Raw genomic sequence first — 15610 nt, 5'->3', positions numbered from 1 at the left:
TTATTTAATACGATTTAACCCGATTTGCATGCGTGCTGTGTCTATCTCGTCTGCCTTTTTTGCGTTGATGTGCCGGCACATGCGCTCAGGTTTAGCGCTACCACTTCTTTAAAAGAGCGATTATGAAATTTATCCACACCTCGGACTGGCACATAGGTCGTCAGTTACACAATCAGTCATTACTGGATGATCAAGCCTTTGTGCTCGAGCAAATTATTGCCTTAGCAGCTGAGCACAAGGTGGATGCTGTGATTGTGGCGGGGGATATTTATGACAGATCGATTCCGCCAGCAAACGCGGTTGCGCTGTTAGATGATGTACTCAACCGTTTAGTACAAGATTTAGGCCTGCAAGTGATTATGATTGCCGGTAATCACGATGGCCACGAGCGCTTAGGGTTTGCGGCAAAACAAATGGCGGCAAGTGGCTTATATATTGTGGGGCCCTTGAGTGCTGACATTCATCCTATTACTTTGTCGAGCACAAGTGGTGATGTGGTTTTTTATCCCTTGCCTTACGCTGAACCAGCAACAGTGCGGCAAGTGTTTGAGTGTGAGGCATCGAGCCACGAAATGGCCATGGATGTATTACTGGAAAAAGTGCGCCAGCACGATAGCCAAGGCTTACCCAAAGTGGTGATAAGCCATTGCTTTTTGGATGGTGGCAGTGAGTCAGAATCAGAGCGGCCGCTCAGTATTGGTGGCGCCGATAAAATATCGCCAAAGCTCTTTACTGAGTTTGATTATGTTGCCCTTGGGCATTTGCACGGACCGCAATACAAAGGCGCCGAGCATGTGCGCTACTCAGGCTCGATTTTGAAGTATTCCTTTAGTGAACAACATCAACACAAATCGGTGACCTTAGTTGAACTAGGCGCGCAAACGCCGATTGATATCCGTTTATTGCCGTTAACCTCGCTGCGTGATGTTCGCATCTTAGAAGGGGAGTTAGACACCTTACTCGCCCAAGGTAAAACGGATATCAAGCGTGAAGATTACCTTATGGTCAGGCTCCTCGATAAACATGCCATTTTAGACGCTATGGGCAAACTCAGGGCGATCTACCCGAATGTGCTGCATTTAGAGCGTACAGGCTTGATGGCGGGGCAGCAGCAAGTCGCCTTGAGCCGGGATCATATCAAAAAAGGCGAGATGGATATGTTCTGTGACTTTTTCTCTCAAGTGTCTGGTGAATCTTTAACGCAAGCACAGCAAGCCGTGATGGATGACCTCCTGACTAAGCTACACAATGAGGAGCGCCAAGCATGAGACCCCTTAGCCTTTCAATGTCAGCCTTCGGCCCCTTTGCATCGACTCAGACACTTGATTTTACCGCCCTTGGAACCAATCCATTATTTTTAATCAACGGGCCTACAGGCGCGGGTAAGACGACCTTGCTCGATGGCATTTGTTTTGCGCTCTATGGCAAAACCACAGGTAATGAGCGTGAAGGCAGCCAGATGCGCTGTGATATGGCCGACGATAGTTTACTAACAGAAGTCACTTTCAGTTTTCTGCTCGGTAGTAACAGCTATCGTATTCGCCGGGTGCCAGAGCAAGACAGAGTTAAGAAAAGCGGTGACGGCTCGACAGTGCAAAAGCCTGAAGCGCAGCTCTTTAAAATTGACGCCGATGGCAATGAAAGCTTATTAGTTGCCAGCAAAGTGTCCGAGGCTACCGCTGAGATTGAAGCTTTGACTGGGCTCGATGTGGAGCAGTTTCGCCAAGTGATGGTATTACCTCAGGGTAAGTTTCGCGAATTATTAATGGCGGACTCTAAAGCGCGTGAGCTGATATTTAGTCAATTATTTCAAACGCATATTTATCGCCGGATTGAAGATACCTTAAAAAATAAGGCTGCCGATATTAGCGGCTTAGTGAAAGATCAACGCAGTCGCCGCGATGGTATTTTACAAAGTGCTGGCCTAGCATCCGATGACGAGCTAAGCAGTGAATTAGCTAAGCTCACGCCTGAACTTGCGCTCGCTCAAAGTGCTAAGGAACAGGCATTACAACAGCAGCAATTAGTGATTAAAGCCAGCGATGCCGCCCAGCATCTACTGGCTGAATTTGCGCAGTTTGATACCTTAACTCAAACCGCAGCAGCGCTCGAGGCGCAGCAAGAAAGTATCGCTGCACAAACCCATAAGCTGAACTTAGCCAAACAAGCGCAGCGTTTAGCGCCTATGGTTGAGGTGTTTTTAGCTCGTGAACAGGAAGCAAAAGCCGCCAATCTCGCCTTTAGTCATGCGCAAACGGCGTTGACTCAGGCCAAGCAAGCCTTTGATGATGCCGAGCTCAAAGCGCAAGACTTGCCCGTATTGGAAGCGTCGCTATTGGAACTGGAACAAGCCAAACAGCAACTGAATGCGCTGGGGCCGCAGCTTAGGGAGCTGGATAGACTCAATAAAACTCTCGAGCAAGAGCAAGCGCAGTTAGTTAGGGCTAAAGCACAGCTTCAGAACAGTAAAAATGAGTTAACCGCAGTCATTCAAAAACGGCGTGAATTGGAATTGGCTTTGCCACCATTGCAGGCCAACAGCGACACTCGCCTCTCATTGCAACAGGCGCACCAGCAGCAACAGCAGTTATTGTCGACTTATCAGCAATGGCAGCAAGTGGCGGCAAGGGTATCGTCGACACAGGCAAAACTTGCCAATGCAAAAGCGCACGGACAACAGCTCAATGCCCAGCATCAGCAAGCACAATTTGCACATAAAGCTTTATTAATGACTTGGCACCAAGGACAGGCAGCCATTTTAGCGCGGCAACTACAGCAAGATGAACCTTGCCCTGTTTGTGGCAGCCAAACTCATCCGCAGCCAGCACAGAGCCAAGAGCCGCTCCCAAGCGATGAAGCGCTGCAATTGGCCCAAAACGCTGAAACAACGGCCCAAGAAGTCCTGAGCAAAGCCAGAGCGGAATATCGCGGATTACAGACTCAATTAGAAACCTTGCAGCAACAAGCGCAAGAACTCGCGGCCCAATTGGGCACTGCGGTTGATATGTCGTTAGATGAACATACGCATACCTTGTCGCAATACGCTTTCGCACTCAGACAAGCTGAGCAAGCTCATCAAGATTTACAGCAGTTACAGCAAGAAATTGTCTTGTTGCACGCGCAGGAAACGCATCTGCAACAAAAGCTGGAGCAAGGACAAACACAAGATAGTGCGCTGCAATCTAAAGTGGATTTATTGCAGGGGCAGTTAGCACACATGCAACAAAGCGTCCCGCCTGCGCTTTCAACGCTTGAGGCATTAACTGCTGCTATCACGCAAAACCAGCAACAGATAAACCAGATCAAACAACAGATTGCTGAGGTGAGGGCGCTTCAGCAACAAACGGGGCAAACCTTTGTTGCAGCTAAAGCAGCATTGAATGGTGCCGAAAATACCGCTGAGGCGGCATTAGCCCAGCAAACGCGTGCCCAGCAGCAACTCAATCAGCAATTAGTCGCAGCGGGATTTACCGACCAACTGGCCTTATTTGCGGCCATGCTAGATGAAGATAAACTGCATGCATTAGCCAGCGAGATTGAGGCTTACCAGCAGCGCAGCGCTTTGACTAAGGCCCAGTGTGAACAGTTAGCGCTTAAGCTTAAGGATAAAGTGCCGCCCGATAGCATTAAGCTCGCTGCCGAGCTTGAGTCGGCGCAGCAAGCATTACACTCAGCAGAGCAGGCATGGCAGTTGCTTCACACTCGCAGCGTATTACTCACACAAACCCAAACTCAATTGAGTATTGCAGACACGAAAGCTAAGGCATTAGAGGATGAGTATGCGGTTATCGGCACGCTTGCCGATGTGGCGAATGGGAAAACAGGCAATAAGATCAGTTTGCAGCGTTTTGTATTAAGCGTACTGCTCGACGATGTGCTACTCGAAGCGAGCCATAGGCTGCATCTGATGAGTAAGGGACGTTATCGCTTGCTGCGTAAGGAAGATAGAGCAAAGGGTAACAAGGCGTCTGGGCTCGAGTTAGAAGTTGAAGATGCCTACACCTCAAAAGTGCGCCCTGTGGCAACCTTAAGCGGCGGCGAAAGTTTTATGGCGGCCTTGTCCATGGCGTTAGGGCTATCCGATGTGGTGCAAGCTTATGCGGGAGGGATAAAACTCGACACCTTATTTATCGATGAAGGCTTTGGCAGTTTAGACCAGGATTCATTGGAATTGGCGATTCGAACCTTGATGGATCTGCAGTCTTCGGGTCGCATGATCGGGGTGATCTCGCACGTTTCTGAGATGAAAGAGCAGATAAATACGCGCATCGACATCAATAAAACCTCACATGGGAGCGAAATGACGATAGTTTTGCCTTAGTCGCTCGTTCTCTCTGTGTACGATAAATAACATTCTGTTTTATATATGTTATTTATTGTGACACCTGCGTGTTTAACATTAGGATAATGTCCACAAAGTCAGTTGAAAATGCCAACTGACGCATGTTTCTTGTTAATAGTCAGGTAAAAGTACGAAATAGCATTTGTCATAATGGGATTTTTGGGATAAGTTGGAAAAAATTCGGGCTTCCCTCATAGGGACTGGTTCAAAAATAAAACGCAAAGTTAACGAAAGGTGAAAAGCGTTGCAGACAGGCAAACCCAACTTTATCAACTTATCGCAAACCCGTTTGCAGAACTTATCATCGACCCAAAAAAACATTCTATTAATGGGTGGTTTGTTGATTGGCGCTGCTATGCTAATGCCGAATAATGGTCATGTTGTGCCTACTGCTCAGCGTATCCCAGTTGTCCTCGATATTGAAAATATTCTCCCTCAAGTTTCTGAACCTGAAGTTCAAGTCCAAGCGACTCTTATTAATAACGCGCCTCAGTTTGAGCGAATTATCGTTTCTGGTGATACCTTAAGTGGGTTATTTTCGAAAGCGGGTGTTGATCAGCAGACCATGTATAAGGTGTTAGAAGCTGATTTAAATATTTTGGCTCTCGATACCTTATTGCCCGGTAACAGAATGCAATTTTGGCTCGATAACGAAGGCCAATTACAGAAATTAGAACTTTATTTTAACGCCGCTCGCCAAGTGGTGTTTACGCGTTATGAAGATGGCAGTTTTAATGTTGAAGAAGTCAACGTTGAAGGTGTTTGGCAAAATCGTATTATATCTGGCGACATTAAAGGTTCATTTTACGTCTCTGCACAAAAAATGGGTTTAGCTGCGGCAGACATTCAGCGGATTGAAGATTTACTCAAAGAAAAATTGAATTTCGCGCGTGATTTACGTGTTGGCGATAAATTCTCTGTTTTGGTAAATGATCAATATGTTGAAGGTGAAGCGACGGGCAGTAGCCAAATTTTAGGCGTGAGTATTAAAACTGGTCGTTCTGAAATTAGTGCATTTCAATATACAGACGGCAGTTATTACGATGCCAAGGGCCAGAGTTTAGTACGTGCGTTCCAGCGTTATCCGTTAGCTAAACAACCGCGCATGAGTTCCCGTTTTAACCCTTATCGTAAGCATCCAATTACTGGCCGTATTTCACCCCATAACGGAACCGACTTTTCAGTGCCTATCGGCACTAAAGTGATTGCTCCAGGTGATGGTGTTGTTAGTTTAGTGACTGATCACCAGTTCGCTGGTAAGTATATTGTGATTGACCACGGCGGTAAGTATCGTACCCGTTATCTGCATTTATCTAAGTCGCTTGTGCGTAAAGGTCAACGAGTAACACGAGGCCAAGTTATTGCTTTATCAGGAAATACTGGTCGCTCAACGGGCCCACACTTACATTATGAATTCCATATCAATGGTAAACCTGTTGATCCGTTGAAAGCGGATATTCCTATGTCTAGCAAGTTAGCGAATCAAGACTTACGCACATTTACCAATATGGTGAAGAGTCGTGAAGCTATGATGAACCTTGGCTAATAGAACTAAGTTTCGCCAAGTCTGAATAAACGAGAGTACTGGCTTTTCTTGAAGAGTTTACCAATGCCGATGAAATGCAAATTTCATCGGCATTTTTGTTTCCATCATTCTTCTTGTTGTAGATATTTTTCTGCTATCACAAGTATTCTTACAAGTTGTAAGGAAGCTAGTAATAGCGATATACACAGAAGGGGATAAATAGAGCGGATGTGGTGAGCTTCAGTTAGGGTCTGATAGCGAGTTATTCTTTTGACTGTTAAGAGACTCAATTTGGCAGCTGATGACCTTTAAAGTAACTAGCACGCTTTATTAGGGACTGAACAGAACCAAATACCTAGCGTTAAATAGCGTCTATCAGCTTGCTTGGCGTCTTTGCATCACTTTTAATGCACACTTACACAGTTTACCTTTTAGAGCTGGACAGCTACCGCAGGGAGACTTTTTAAAAGGACGTAATGCAAAGCTGTGTTCTGTGGGTAAAGGAGTGAGCCGAGTAATCATAGTCGATGAAAATGTTGCATCATTAGCGGCAATAAACGTAGCCTTTGCCAGTTTTAACTGTTTCTTGAGTGCGGATTTATTGCTATGGGCAAATTCTTGTTGTGAAATGTGCTTCGTGAGTAATTTGGTGAGGTGCTTGCGCTGAGCTTTTTTATTCGTCAAAGATTTATCAGTCAGTGTGTTCAGATGAGATAAGGATGGAATCGCTTTTCCTGAACTTGAAACAGATCTCGCCTGTGTTTTGAGTAATTTTTTAGCTTGTTTTTTACACCACTTGCTCAAAAGTTTATCGATATTCTGTTTCGTCATTGTCGTTACTGAATTCTGCAGCGTGAGATACTTCAATATTCTAAATGAAAACTATTATCAGTCAAGTGAGCGAAAAATATACTAAGGTCAAGTGTCGGCTTTATCTGCGGAATAAGGGGATATGTTGGCGTCGATACAGGTCAATAATAAGCGTAAATCAAATTCAAACTGGTGATAATCCGGCTCCATATGAGTACACAAATTATAGAAAGCCTTGTTGTGATCTTTTTCTTTTAAATGGGCTAATTCGTGTACAACGACCATACGCAATAAGGGTTCCGGTACACGCTTCAAACGTGAAGAGATGCGAATTTCGTTCTTAGCTTTGATTTTATTGCCTTGAACTCGCGCGACGTAGGAATGTAAGCCAAGTGCATGATGACTAATGTTAATTTTGTCATCAAAGATCACTTTTGAGAGTGGGGACGACTGGCGTAAAAATTGGTTTTTAATCGCTTGGGTGTAGTCGTACAGCGCTTTATCGCTGCGAACGCTATGTATGACAGGATGACGTTTCAACAGTAGCTTGGGTAATGTGCCAGCATCAAGATGTTGCTGTACCTGTTGTTGGATATCTGGGCTGTAACCGCTTAAGTATTTTAATGGATTCATAGGGAATTTGGCTCCGAATGACTTCGGAGCCTGAGTCATCGCATTACTTAAACTTTGCCGAAAATACGGCGATTTTGCTGGGCGTAAGCGGCTTCAAAAGCTAACTGCTGCACTTTTTTAAGATCTAAACTATCAAAATCAACCTGTGGTGGATTGCGCTTTTTTTGCTCTTTGATAGTGACAGGAGACAGTAAGCTGACTGGTAATTCACCTAATTGAATCGCTGCTTCAAGTTTAAAACTTGTGGCTGAGCCCGCCAACTTACCTTTTTGTTCACGTTCAATGATGACAACTTCATCAACGCGATAATCTTGCATAAGCTTATGAAAAGCGAAGTGAAACTCACGAATAGCTTCTGTGGTAGCAGATTGGGAAACGGTGAAAGACACCTTACGGCATTCTGGCACATTGAAGGTTTCACCTTCATAGCTCAATAAACTGATAATGGCTTCGCCACCTTTTAATTCAACACCACAAACTCTCATGTTACACCTTCAAAATATCGATAATAGCGCTATTGTAGCTGGAAATGACGTGAGGATCAGTGTTTACCCTGCGCTTTTGATTCGCTTGGCGACAGACTGATACGCTTAGTGCGTCAATTCCCAGTATTCGATCAGCCAATGTGTTGGGTATCAGAAATAAAATCTGATGTTAAATCCACCGGCATGTATGCTTTAATTTGTTCTAAACTTCTTCTGTATCATTGTCTTGCAGTAATTTCGCCGCAGCAGGCTTTTTACGCATTGGTGCATCGCCAATGTCCACGCCCGTGATAAAACGCTTATCCCGTGAAGGCGCCGGTGTGGCTGCTTTAGTTCTTTTGCTCTTACCTTTAGCAAGCTCGGCTTTAGCAACACGTTTTGCTGGTGTCTGTTTGGCTTTGCTTTTTAGACCACTAAATTTAGCTTCTAGACCTGGAATCGTACTGATCTCAAAGGTCTTTCTAAGGAAGACTTGGACTTTCTTAAAGTTGTCCCAATCTTTAGGCCCGACGAGCGATATCGCATCACCTTTCGCACCAGCACGGCCAGTACGACCGATACGATGCACGTATTCCTCGGCAAATTTAGGCATGTCGAAGTTAACAACTAAGGACACATTGAGCAAATCCAGACCACGAGAGGCAACATCGGTTGTCACTAGGACTTGTTGTTGGCCACGGGCAAATTGGTCCATGATTTGGTTTCGTGCGGCTTGCTTTAAATCACCGCTCAGTGCGGCGGTTGCAAAACCTTGCTCAATTAATTTAGCAGCTAAGCGTTCTGTATCTGGGCGCGTCGCAGTAAAGATGATCACTTGCTTGTGTGTTTCATCTTTAAGTAAACGGGCTAATAACGCTTCTTTATGGTCTAAGTGGTCACATAAGAAGATGCGTTGGTGAATGTCGTTATGCTCAGAGTGAGCCGCGCCAATCGCCACGTGCGCTGGATTTTTTAACAGCGTTGCCGCGATATCATTGATTTCGTCATGATCTAATGTGGCAGAAAACATCAGCGTTTGACGACGTTTATGATCGGCAGCATCGTTGATGGCTTTTAACTGCGGGGCAAAGCCTAAATCTAACATGCGGTCGGCTTCATCGAGCACGAGTAACTCTAACCCATTCAGAAATAGATGTTTTTGCTCTAAATGATCGGCGATACGGCCTGGCGTCGCGACAATAAAATGCGGTTCTTTCGCTAGGGCTTTCGCTTGGTCGTTAAAGTTTTCACCGCCCAGAACGCTGATGGCCTTGTATTGGGTGTTGGCGACCAGCAGGCGAAGCTGACTATACACTTGATGTGCTAGTTCGCGGGTCGGTAATAAAATCAATACTCTAGGATCGCGTTTTGATAGTGAGCGGGTAGAAATGACTCTTTGCAATGCGGGTAACAAAAACGCTAAGGTTTTACCTGAGCCCGTTTTTGATGACGCCATTAAATCTTTACCTGCCAATGCGATAGGCAGTGCTTGTTCCTGGATGGCGGTGGGTTCTGTGATCCCCATATGTTTTATGCTTTGAAGCAGACGCTGGTCCAGAGAAAAATCGGTAAATTGCAAAGGTATATCCCCTAAATCTTAGTAAGGGCAGATTATAGCCTTAATCGCCCTAACTCAGCTATCCACATCGATGATTATCTCTGCTTCACGCATGGATTTATCGCGAAAGTGTGTCATTTACACTTAGTTGCCGGCATTTGTTTACATCCATGTTACAAGTACTTAATTGCCTTGGCTTCACCAATTGACAGTGGATATGAAAGGATTTTACGTTATCGTGTAGTGGATTGAGTAACAGGAGAATGATTTATGGCTAACGGAACAACCCCTTCGGTTGGTATTGCCTTGGGCAGTGGCGCTGCGAAAGGTTGGGCGCACATTGGCGTGTTGAATGGTCTTGCCGCCATGGGGATCAAACCCGATAAAGTTGCGGGATGTTCGGTGGGCGCTTTAGTGGGCGCCGCGTACGCCCATGACCATTTACCTGAATTAGAAGAATGGGTTCGGAGTTTCTCGAGCTGGGACGTACTTGGCTTGATGGACATTCGATGGCGTAAAGGCGGTCTTATCGGCGGTGATAAGGTATTTGATGTACTACAGGCTCGAATCGGGGATGTGAATATTGAGAACCTCAATCGTCCCTTTGCTGCGGTTGCGACCGACTTGTACTCCGGGCAGGAGATTTGGTTTACAGAAGGGGATCTACGTCAAGCGGTGCGCGCTTCTTGCTCTATGCCGGGGATTTTGGCGCCCGTGAGACAAGGTGACCGCTGGCTTGTCGATGGTGCTGTGGTGAATCCAGTGCCTGTTTCTGTCAGCCGTGCCATGGGCGTTGATGTGGTGATAGCCGTGGATTTATATGGTTATCATTCTGGTCGCATCCAAGTATTGCCGGTGAGCATGACGAGCCAAAAAAACGTTGAAGCTGAAATGGATATGCCTGCGCGACAAGATACTGGATTTATGGATTTGTTTGCCCGTGGCCGAGATTATGTCAGCAATCTGACCGATAAGTTTTCACTTGGCACTAAATCGAATCCTGGCATGATTGCTGTAATGTCGCAATCAATGGGCATTTTAGAGCAAAGACATAAACGGGCGCGCTTGATGGGCGATCCGCCAGATATTTGTATTGTGCCTGAGGTTGGCAATATCGGCACTATGGAGTTTCACCGTGCTGATGAGGCGATTGCCGCTGGTGAAGCTGCTGTGGAGAAGGTGGCTCACTTGATTGAAGCTGCGATGTGGAAGGGCTAATCCGTTAAAAGATAAACAGTTGACTATCAAATAGAAAAAGTCGGTACAACTCGCATTATACCGACTTTTTGCTATCTAAAACTGAGCATTTATGTCGCTTTGATGGCGAGTTACGCTAATTTCACCAACATTTTACCGCGATTCTTACCTTCAAACAGACCGATAAAGGCATCAGGTGCTTGTTCAAGCCCTTGATAAATGGTTTGTTCAGCTTTGACTTTACCTTCAGCTAACCATTGAGCCATTTTTACGGCAAACTCAGGATAATGCGCCCAATGTTCGGATACGATAAAACCTTCTAACTTAAGTTTACGCATCACTATCAGGGCCAAGTTATCTGGACCAGGTGTTGGCGCAGTGTCGTTGTACTGCGAAATCATACCGCAAACGGCGATACGACCATGATCTTTCATATTGCTCAGCGCTGCGGCTAAATGCTCACCACCGACGTTTTCAAAGTACACATCAATCCCTTCTGGCGCGGCTTTTGTGAGCGCTTGGGTGAGATTGCCACAGGTTTTGTAATTTATGATGGCATCAACACCATAGCTTCGCAGCAATTCCGCTTTTTCGTCTGAACCCACTGAGGCGATTACGCGAGCACCCATCAGTTTACCAATCTGGCAAGCAACACTGCCGACGGCGCCTGATGCGGCTGAAACAAACAGGGTTTCACCCGCTTTTAAATCTGCGATGCGAGTCAGTCCCGTCCACGCAGTCATGCCCGGCATACCCAGCACGCCGAGGAAATGTGAACTGTCTAATTCGGTTTGCGGCAGAGCGGTCAGTCCAGCCGTGTCGGTGACAGCGTGCTCGCGCCAACCTAACATGCTGCTGACTTTAGTGCCTACTGGGAAATCACTGTTTTTAGACGCGATAACTTCACCAATCGCGCCGCCTTCTAAGACTTGATTCAAGGCGAAGGGCGGAACATAACTCTTACGATCTACCATGCGGCCACGCATATAAGGGTCGACCGACATCCATAGGTTTTTAATCAACACTTGGCCATCGGCGAGCGGTGCTAAGGATTGATTTACTAAAGCAAAATTCTCAGCCGTAGGCATGCCTTCAGGGCGACTGGCTAAATGGATTTCACGGGTTTCGGTAATAGTGCTATTCATAGAAAATTAACCTTTTGTTTGTGCGCAAACTAACTGCGTCAACTTTACGTGGCTTCATGACACAATGCAAATACTTTGCGCGCAAACTAGATGCGATGGGGCGGATCGGATAAGATAGCGCTATGTTTGAATGACAGGCGCTTGAACGTGCAAAATTGTTTATCTCACCCAGAGCTCGAATTTACAGAGCAGAGTCAAAACCCAGACCCACATAACACAGAGGTACAGAACCTCGAGCCAAGGGATGCACTGTGTTTATCTGATAATGTGTGCTTCGCGTTATATTCTGCGAGCAATGCCTTAGTGCGCGCTTATCGGCCTTTACTCGAGGCATACGAGTTAACTTTTCCTCAATATCTGGTGATGCAAACCCTGTGGCGTCAAAATGGCTGTAGTCAAACCCAGCTATCGGCGGCGACTAAGCTCGATATGGGGACGCTAACGCCTATCGTTAAGCGGTTAGAGGTAAAAGGCTTGATCACGCGTTTGGCCTGCGTTGAAGATGAGCGGAAAAAATTGATCACTCTGACGGCTCAGGGAGAGGCGATTAAGCATGAAGCCCTAGCCTTGAAACAAACCTTGCTGAATAAAGTACAAATGGATGCAGAGGCACTCGATTTGTTGAGGCGGCAATGTCTTGCCCTTATTGAAGATTTACAGTCCTAGAGATAAAGCTACTGGTGCTGTTCGCTACCCGAGAATTCAGGCTCTGCATAGATTAATACTTGATTGGCTTAGTTTTTGCTTTAAAACTGTCATTGAGTCTTAGACGCCGAATTTTTGACGATGAATTCTATTTTAAATGCCTTCAATCTTAATCGCAGCAGTAGCAGTATCGCCGATGCCTATGGTGCCAATAGCCAAAAAACGAGTACGGCCAAAACCGATGCGACCACTGAGACCAAGAAAACTCAGACGGATGCCGCTAAACCCGACGCGGGTAAAGCCGATGAGATAGCGCTGTCGCCACGGGCGCAACGTGCACAGAAAATTCAGTCGATGGCGAAGGATTTTTTTGCTGATGGCAAATTTGGTGTCGCCGATATTCCCGCATTAGTGTCACGTTTACAAAAAGACGGCATTTTATCGGACGTGCAACTCGACCGTTTATCGAAAAACGGTATTACAGTTCCGAGCACAACCACGCCGAGTAAGCAGTCGCTGCAAGATTTCTTAGATGATGAGCTCAAAGCATTAGCCAAAAAATCACCGAATGACCCCCTGATCAATACCTTGGTCGATGCGAAAAACGTTTTGACCAATATGGATGATGCTCAGTCGCCGGTGCTCGCCCAAAAAGCCACCAAAGTCCTTGGTCAATTAACGGATTATTTAAATTCTGAGCCACCGCTAACGGATGCCCAAAAACAGCAATGGCAGGGGCTTAAATCTATGATGCAACTCGCTTCGTCTATGGGCTCGCATCAGTCGGCATCAGGCCAACTCAGTAGTTATCTTGCACTCGCTAAGCGTTAATCTTGAGTTATGGAGCCTGATCATCACTGATTTCAGGCATCAACTAGCTGGGTTTAATCAGCAGGTCAAGGCGCAATTTTCAGATAATTGGGCCTAGCTGCAGTTCTGGTTTGTTCTTTTATTTCATCCTAAAAACTATGATCTGGATCATGGACGCTTCATCGTCGTTGTAGCCTAATGCTCTACATATTGTGTTTTATGCTTTTAAAATCACTAGATGTAGTGTTAGTTTTTAGGCGAGATGGAGAGGAACTGAACAATGCCAGTCGTAATTAAGCGTGATGGTTGCCGCACACCTTTTGATGAAACAAGGATACGGGATGCAGTGAATGCCGCTGCAAACTCAGTTGGGATAGAGGATGGCGACTATGCAGCGACAGTGGCAGCGTGTATCAGTCAAAGCGTTGCGACCTTAACCGAAGTTGATATCCATCATCTACAGGATGCGGTTGAGAATTTACTGATGGAAGGGCCGTATAAGTCCTTGGCGCGAGTTTATATCGAATACCGTCACGACCGAGATGTGTGCCGTGAAGCGACCAGTAAATTAAACCTCGAAATCCGTGGTTTAGTCGAGCAAAGTAATGCGGCGTTACTCAATGAAAATGCCAATAAAGATTCGAAAGTTATCCCAACTCAGCGGGATTTGCTCGCGGGCATAGTCGCCAAACATTATGCCAAGAGTCATATCTTGCCAAAGGACGTGGTTGCTGCCCATGAAGCGGGGGAGATCCACTACCACGACTTAGATTACTCGCCTTTTTTCCCGATGTTTAACTGCATGCTGATTGATTTGGCTGGTATGTTGACCCATGGCTTTAAAATGGGAAATGCCGAAATTGAAACCCCTAAGTCTATATCAACGGCGACAGCCGTCACCGCGCAGATCATTGCCCAAGTGGCGAGCCATATTTATGGCGGCACGACCATTAATCGTATCGACGAAGTGTTGGCGCCATTTGTCGCTAAGAGCTACGACAAGCACTACCAAATCGCCTTGAATTGGAAGATCACCGACGCCAAAGCTTTTGCCACGGCGCAAACTGAAAAAGAATGTCACGATGCATTTCAGTCTTTGGAGTATGAGGTTAATACCTTGCATACCGCCAACGGCCAAACACCATTCGTGACCTTTGGCTTTGGGTTAGGCACCTCGTGGGAATCCCGCTTAATTCAGCAATCTATGCTGAAAGTACGGATGGCGGGATTGGGTAAAAATCGTAAGACGGCAGTTTTTCCTAAGTTAGTGTTTGCGATTCGTGATGGCATTAATCACAAAGCTGGCGATTGCAATTACGATGTCAAACAGATGGCGCTCAAGTGCGCGACTATGCGCATGTATCCCGATATTCTCAATTACGAGCAAGTCGAGAAAGTCACAGGTTCATTTAAAACCCCAATGGGTTGCCGCAGCTTTTTAGGCACCTATGAGGAAAATGGCGAGCTCGTGCATGAAGGACGCAATAATCTCGGGGTAGTGAGCTTAAACCTACCGCGGATTGCCTTGGAAGCTAAGGGTGATGAAGCGGAATTTTATCATCTTTTAGATGACAGATTAGTCTTAGCCCGTAAAGCGTTAGATACTCGCATTGAGCGACTCAATGGCGTTAAAGCCCGTGTGGCACCTATCCTCTATATGGAAGGGGCCTGTGGTGTGCGTTTACGCGCCGATGATGATGTTTCTCAAATCTTTAAAAATGGTCGCGCGTCGATTTCACTCGGTTACATTGGCCTGCATGAAACCATGAATGCACTCTATGGCACCCAAACCCATGTATTTGACGATGCACAATTAAGGGACAAAGCCGTCGCTATTGTTGCCTATCTTAAAGCCGCCACGGATGCGTGGAAGGCTGAAACAGGTTATGGCTTTAGTCTGTATAGCACGCCAAGTGAGAGTCTCTGCAGCCGTTTTTGTAAACTGGATGCGAAGCAATTTGGCCTAGTCACAGGCGTGACAGACAAGGGCTATTACACTAATAGTTTCCACCTTGATGTGGAAAAAAGCGTTAACCCCTACGATAAAATTGATTTTGAACAGCCATATCCCGCAATTGCGAACGGCGGCTTTATTTGTTATGGCGAATATCCCAACATGCAGCATAACCTCGAAGCGCTGGAAAACGTGTGGGATTATAGTTATAGCCGCGTGCCTTACTATGGCACGAACACGCCAATCGACGAATGCTATGACTGTGGCTTTACTGGCGAATTTAGTTGTACCAGTAAAGGGTTCACTTGCCCTAAGTGCGGCAACCATGAGCCAAGTCGGGTGTCAGTGACGCGCCGAGTGTGCGGTTATTTAGGCAGCCCAGATGCGCGGCCCTTCAATTATGGTAAACAGGAAGAAGTAAAACGTAGGATCAAACACTTGTAACACTATTATTTTATTCTGCTTGTTAGACTTATTCCGTGGCATCAAATCAAATAGTGCCATGGGATATGCCCCAATGTTAAAAG

The 15610-nt window shown here is 46.1% G+C and carries 12 protein-coding genes; 7 read left to right on the top strand and 5 right to left on the bottom strand.

All coding sequences use genetic code 11. From position 1 onward, the window contains the following. Positions 1–122 precede the first annotated feature (122 nt). The 3 genes from Q4Q49_RS09475 to Q4Q49_RS09465 all read left to right on the top strand — a co-directional run bounded on the left by Q4Q49_RS09475 (position 123) and on the right by Q4Q49_RS09465 (position 5888). Positions 123–1268: an exonuclease SbcCD subunit D gene (locus Q4Q49_RS09475; RefSeq protein ID WP_261272675.1), complete on the top strand. Its 1146-nt coding sequence runs from the start codon at positions 123–125 to the stop codon at positions 1266–1268. Next, the gene (locus Q4Q49_RS09470) at positions 1265–4321 is read left to right on the top strand and encodes an AAA family ATPase (RefSeq protein ID WP_261272674.1); all 3057 of its coding nucleotides are present in this window, start codon (positions 1265–1267) and stop codon (positions 4319–4321) included. The genes Q4Q49_RS09475 and Q4Q49_RS09470 overlap by 4 nt, the downstream gene beginning before the upstream one ends. A gap of 265 nt (positions 4322–4586) precedes the next feature. After that, on the top strand, positions 4587–5888 hold the full coding sequence (locus Q4Q49_RS09465) for a peptidoglycan DD-metalloendopeptidase family protein (protein WP_261272673.1): 1302 nt from the start codon (positions 4587–4589) through the stop codon (positions 5886–5888). A 354-nt stretch (positions 5889–6242) separates the two neighbouring features. On the opposite strand, the gene Q4Q49_RS09460 is transcribed toward Q4Q49_RS09465, so the two are convergent. The 4 genes from Q4Q49_RS09460 to Q4Q49_RS09445 all read right to left on the bottom strand — a co-directional run bounded on the left by Q4Q49_RS09460 (position 6243) and on the right by Q4Q49_RS09445 (position 9353). Continuing rightward, the gene (locus Q4Q49_RS09460; RefSeq protein ID WP_261272672.1) at positions 6243–6698 is read right to left on the bottom strand and encodes a hypothetical protein; all 456 of its coding nucleotides are present in this window, start codon (positions 6696–6698) and stop codon (positions 6243–6245) included. Between the two features lie 87 nt (positions 6699–6785). After that, positions 6786–7310 (bottom strand): M48 family metallopeptidase, encoded by a 525-nt coding sequence (locus Q4Q49_RS09455; protein ID WP_006081173.1) that lies wholly within the window; start codon positions 7308–7310, stop codon positions 6786–6788. Positions 7311–7357: 47 nt separating this feature from the next. Then, positions 7358–7795 (bottom strand): DUF3010 family protein, encoded by a 438-nt coding sequence (locus Q4Q49_RS09450; protein WP_311999217.1) that lies wholly within the window; start codon positions 7793–7795, stop codon positions 7358–7360. A 202-nt stretch (positions 7796–7997) separates the two neighbouring features. Beyond that, positions 7998–9353: a DEAD/DEAH box helicase gene (locus Q4Q49_RS09445; protein WP_006081175.1), complete on the bottom strand. Its 1356-nt coding sequence runs from the start codon at positions 9351–9353 to the stop codon at positions 7998–8000. 249 nt (positions 9354–9602) lie between these two features. On the opposite strand from Q4Q49_RS09445, the gene rssA reads away from it, so the two are divergent. Next, the gene (rssA, locus tag Q4Q49_RS09440; protein WP_311999216.1) at positions 9603–10550 is read left to right on the top strand and encodes a patatin-like phospholipase RssA; all 948 of its coding nucleotides are present in this window, start codon (positions 9603–9605) and stop codon (positions 10548–10550) included. Between the two features lie 110 nt (positions 10551–10660). On the opposite strand, the gene Q4Q49_RS09435 is transcribed toward rssA, so the two are convergent. Further along, positions 10661–11674 carry an NADP-dependent oxidoreductase gene (locus tag Q4Q49_RS09435; RefSeq protein WP_115335001.1) on the bottom strand — a complete coding sequence of 338 codons (1014 nt, stop codon included), beginning with the start codon at positions 11672–11674 and terminating at the stop codon, positions 10661–10663. A 147-nt stretch (positions 11675–11821) separates the two neighbouring features. Here Q4Q49_RS09435 and Q4Q49_RS09430 point away from each other — a divergent pair, with 147 nt between their 5' ends. The 3 genes from Q4Q49_RS09430 (at position 11822) to nrdD (ending at position 15527) form a co-directional block, all read left to right on the top strand. Continuing rightward, entirely contained in the window at positions 11822–12340 is a 519-nt protein-coding gene (locus Q4Q49_RS09430; protein WP_311999215.1) for a MarR family transcriptional regulator, read from the top strand. Between the two features lie 120 nt (positions 12341–12460). Beyond that, positions 12461–13150 (top strand): hypothetical protein, encoded by a 690-nt coding sequence (locus tag Q4Q49_RS09425; protein ID WP_311999214.1) that lies wholly within the window; start codon positions 12461–12463, stop codon positions 13148–13150. A 259-nt stretch (positions 13151–13409) separates the two neighbouring features. Further along, positions 13410–15527 (top strand): anaerobic ribonucleoside-triphosphate reductase, encoded by a 2118-nt coding sequence (gene nrdD, locus Q4Q49_RS09420; protein WP_259521933.1) that lies wholly within the window; start codon positions 13410–13412, stop codon positions 15525–15527. Positions 15528–15610: the final 83 nt, after the last annotated feature.

Origin of the sequence: Shewanella sp. SP1S1-7 (assembly GCF_031932105.1) — a bacterium.
In the GTDB taxonomy this organism is placed as follows: Bacteria; Pseudomonadota; Gammaproteobacteria; order Enterobacterales; family Shewanellaceae; genus Shewanella; species Shewanella baltica.
This window is presented reverse-complemented; position numbering and strand designations above follow the sequence as displayed.

Excerpts from the sequence above, each read along its gene's own strand:
- Q4Q49_RS09475 (WP_261272675.1), top strand. The coding sequence starts at position 123 with ATGAAATTTATCCACACCTCGGACTGGCACATAGGTCGTCAGTTACAC.
- Q4Q49_RS09470 (WP_261272674.1), top strand. The coding sequence starts at position 1,265 with ATGAGACCCCTTAGCCTTTCAATGTCAGCCTTCGGCCCCTTTGCATCG.
- Q4Q49_RS09460 (WP_261272672.1), bottom strand. The coding sequence starts at position 6,698 with ATGACGAAACAGAATATCGATAAACTTTTGAGCAAGTGGTGTAAAAAA.
- Q4Q49_RS09455 (WP_006081173.1), bottom strand. The coding sequence starts at position 7,310 with ATGAATCCATTAAAATACTTAAGCGGTTACAGCCCAGATATCCAACAA.
- Q4Q49_RS09450 (WP_311999217.1), bottom strand. The coding sequence starts at position 7,795 with ATGAGAGTTTGTGGTGTTGAATTAAAAGGTGGCGAAGCCATTATCAGT.
- rssA (WP_311999216.1), top strand. The coding sequence starts at position 9,603 with ATGGCTAACGGAACAACCCCTTCGGTTGGTATTGCCTTGGGCAGTGGC.
- Q4Q49_RS09435 (WP_115335001.1), bottom strand. The coding sequence starts at position 11,674 with ATGAATAGCACTATTACCGAAACCCGTGAAATCCATTTAGCCAGTCGC.
- Q4Q49_RS09425 (WP_311999214.1), top strand. The coding sequence starts at position 12,461 with ATGAATTCTATTTTAAATGCCTTCAATCTTAATCGCAGCAGTAGCAGT.
- nrdD (WP_259521933.1), top strand. The coding sequence starts at position 13,410 with ATGCCAGTCGTAATTAAGCGTGATGGTTGCCGCACACCTTTTGATGAA.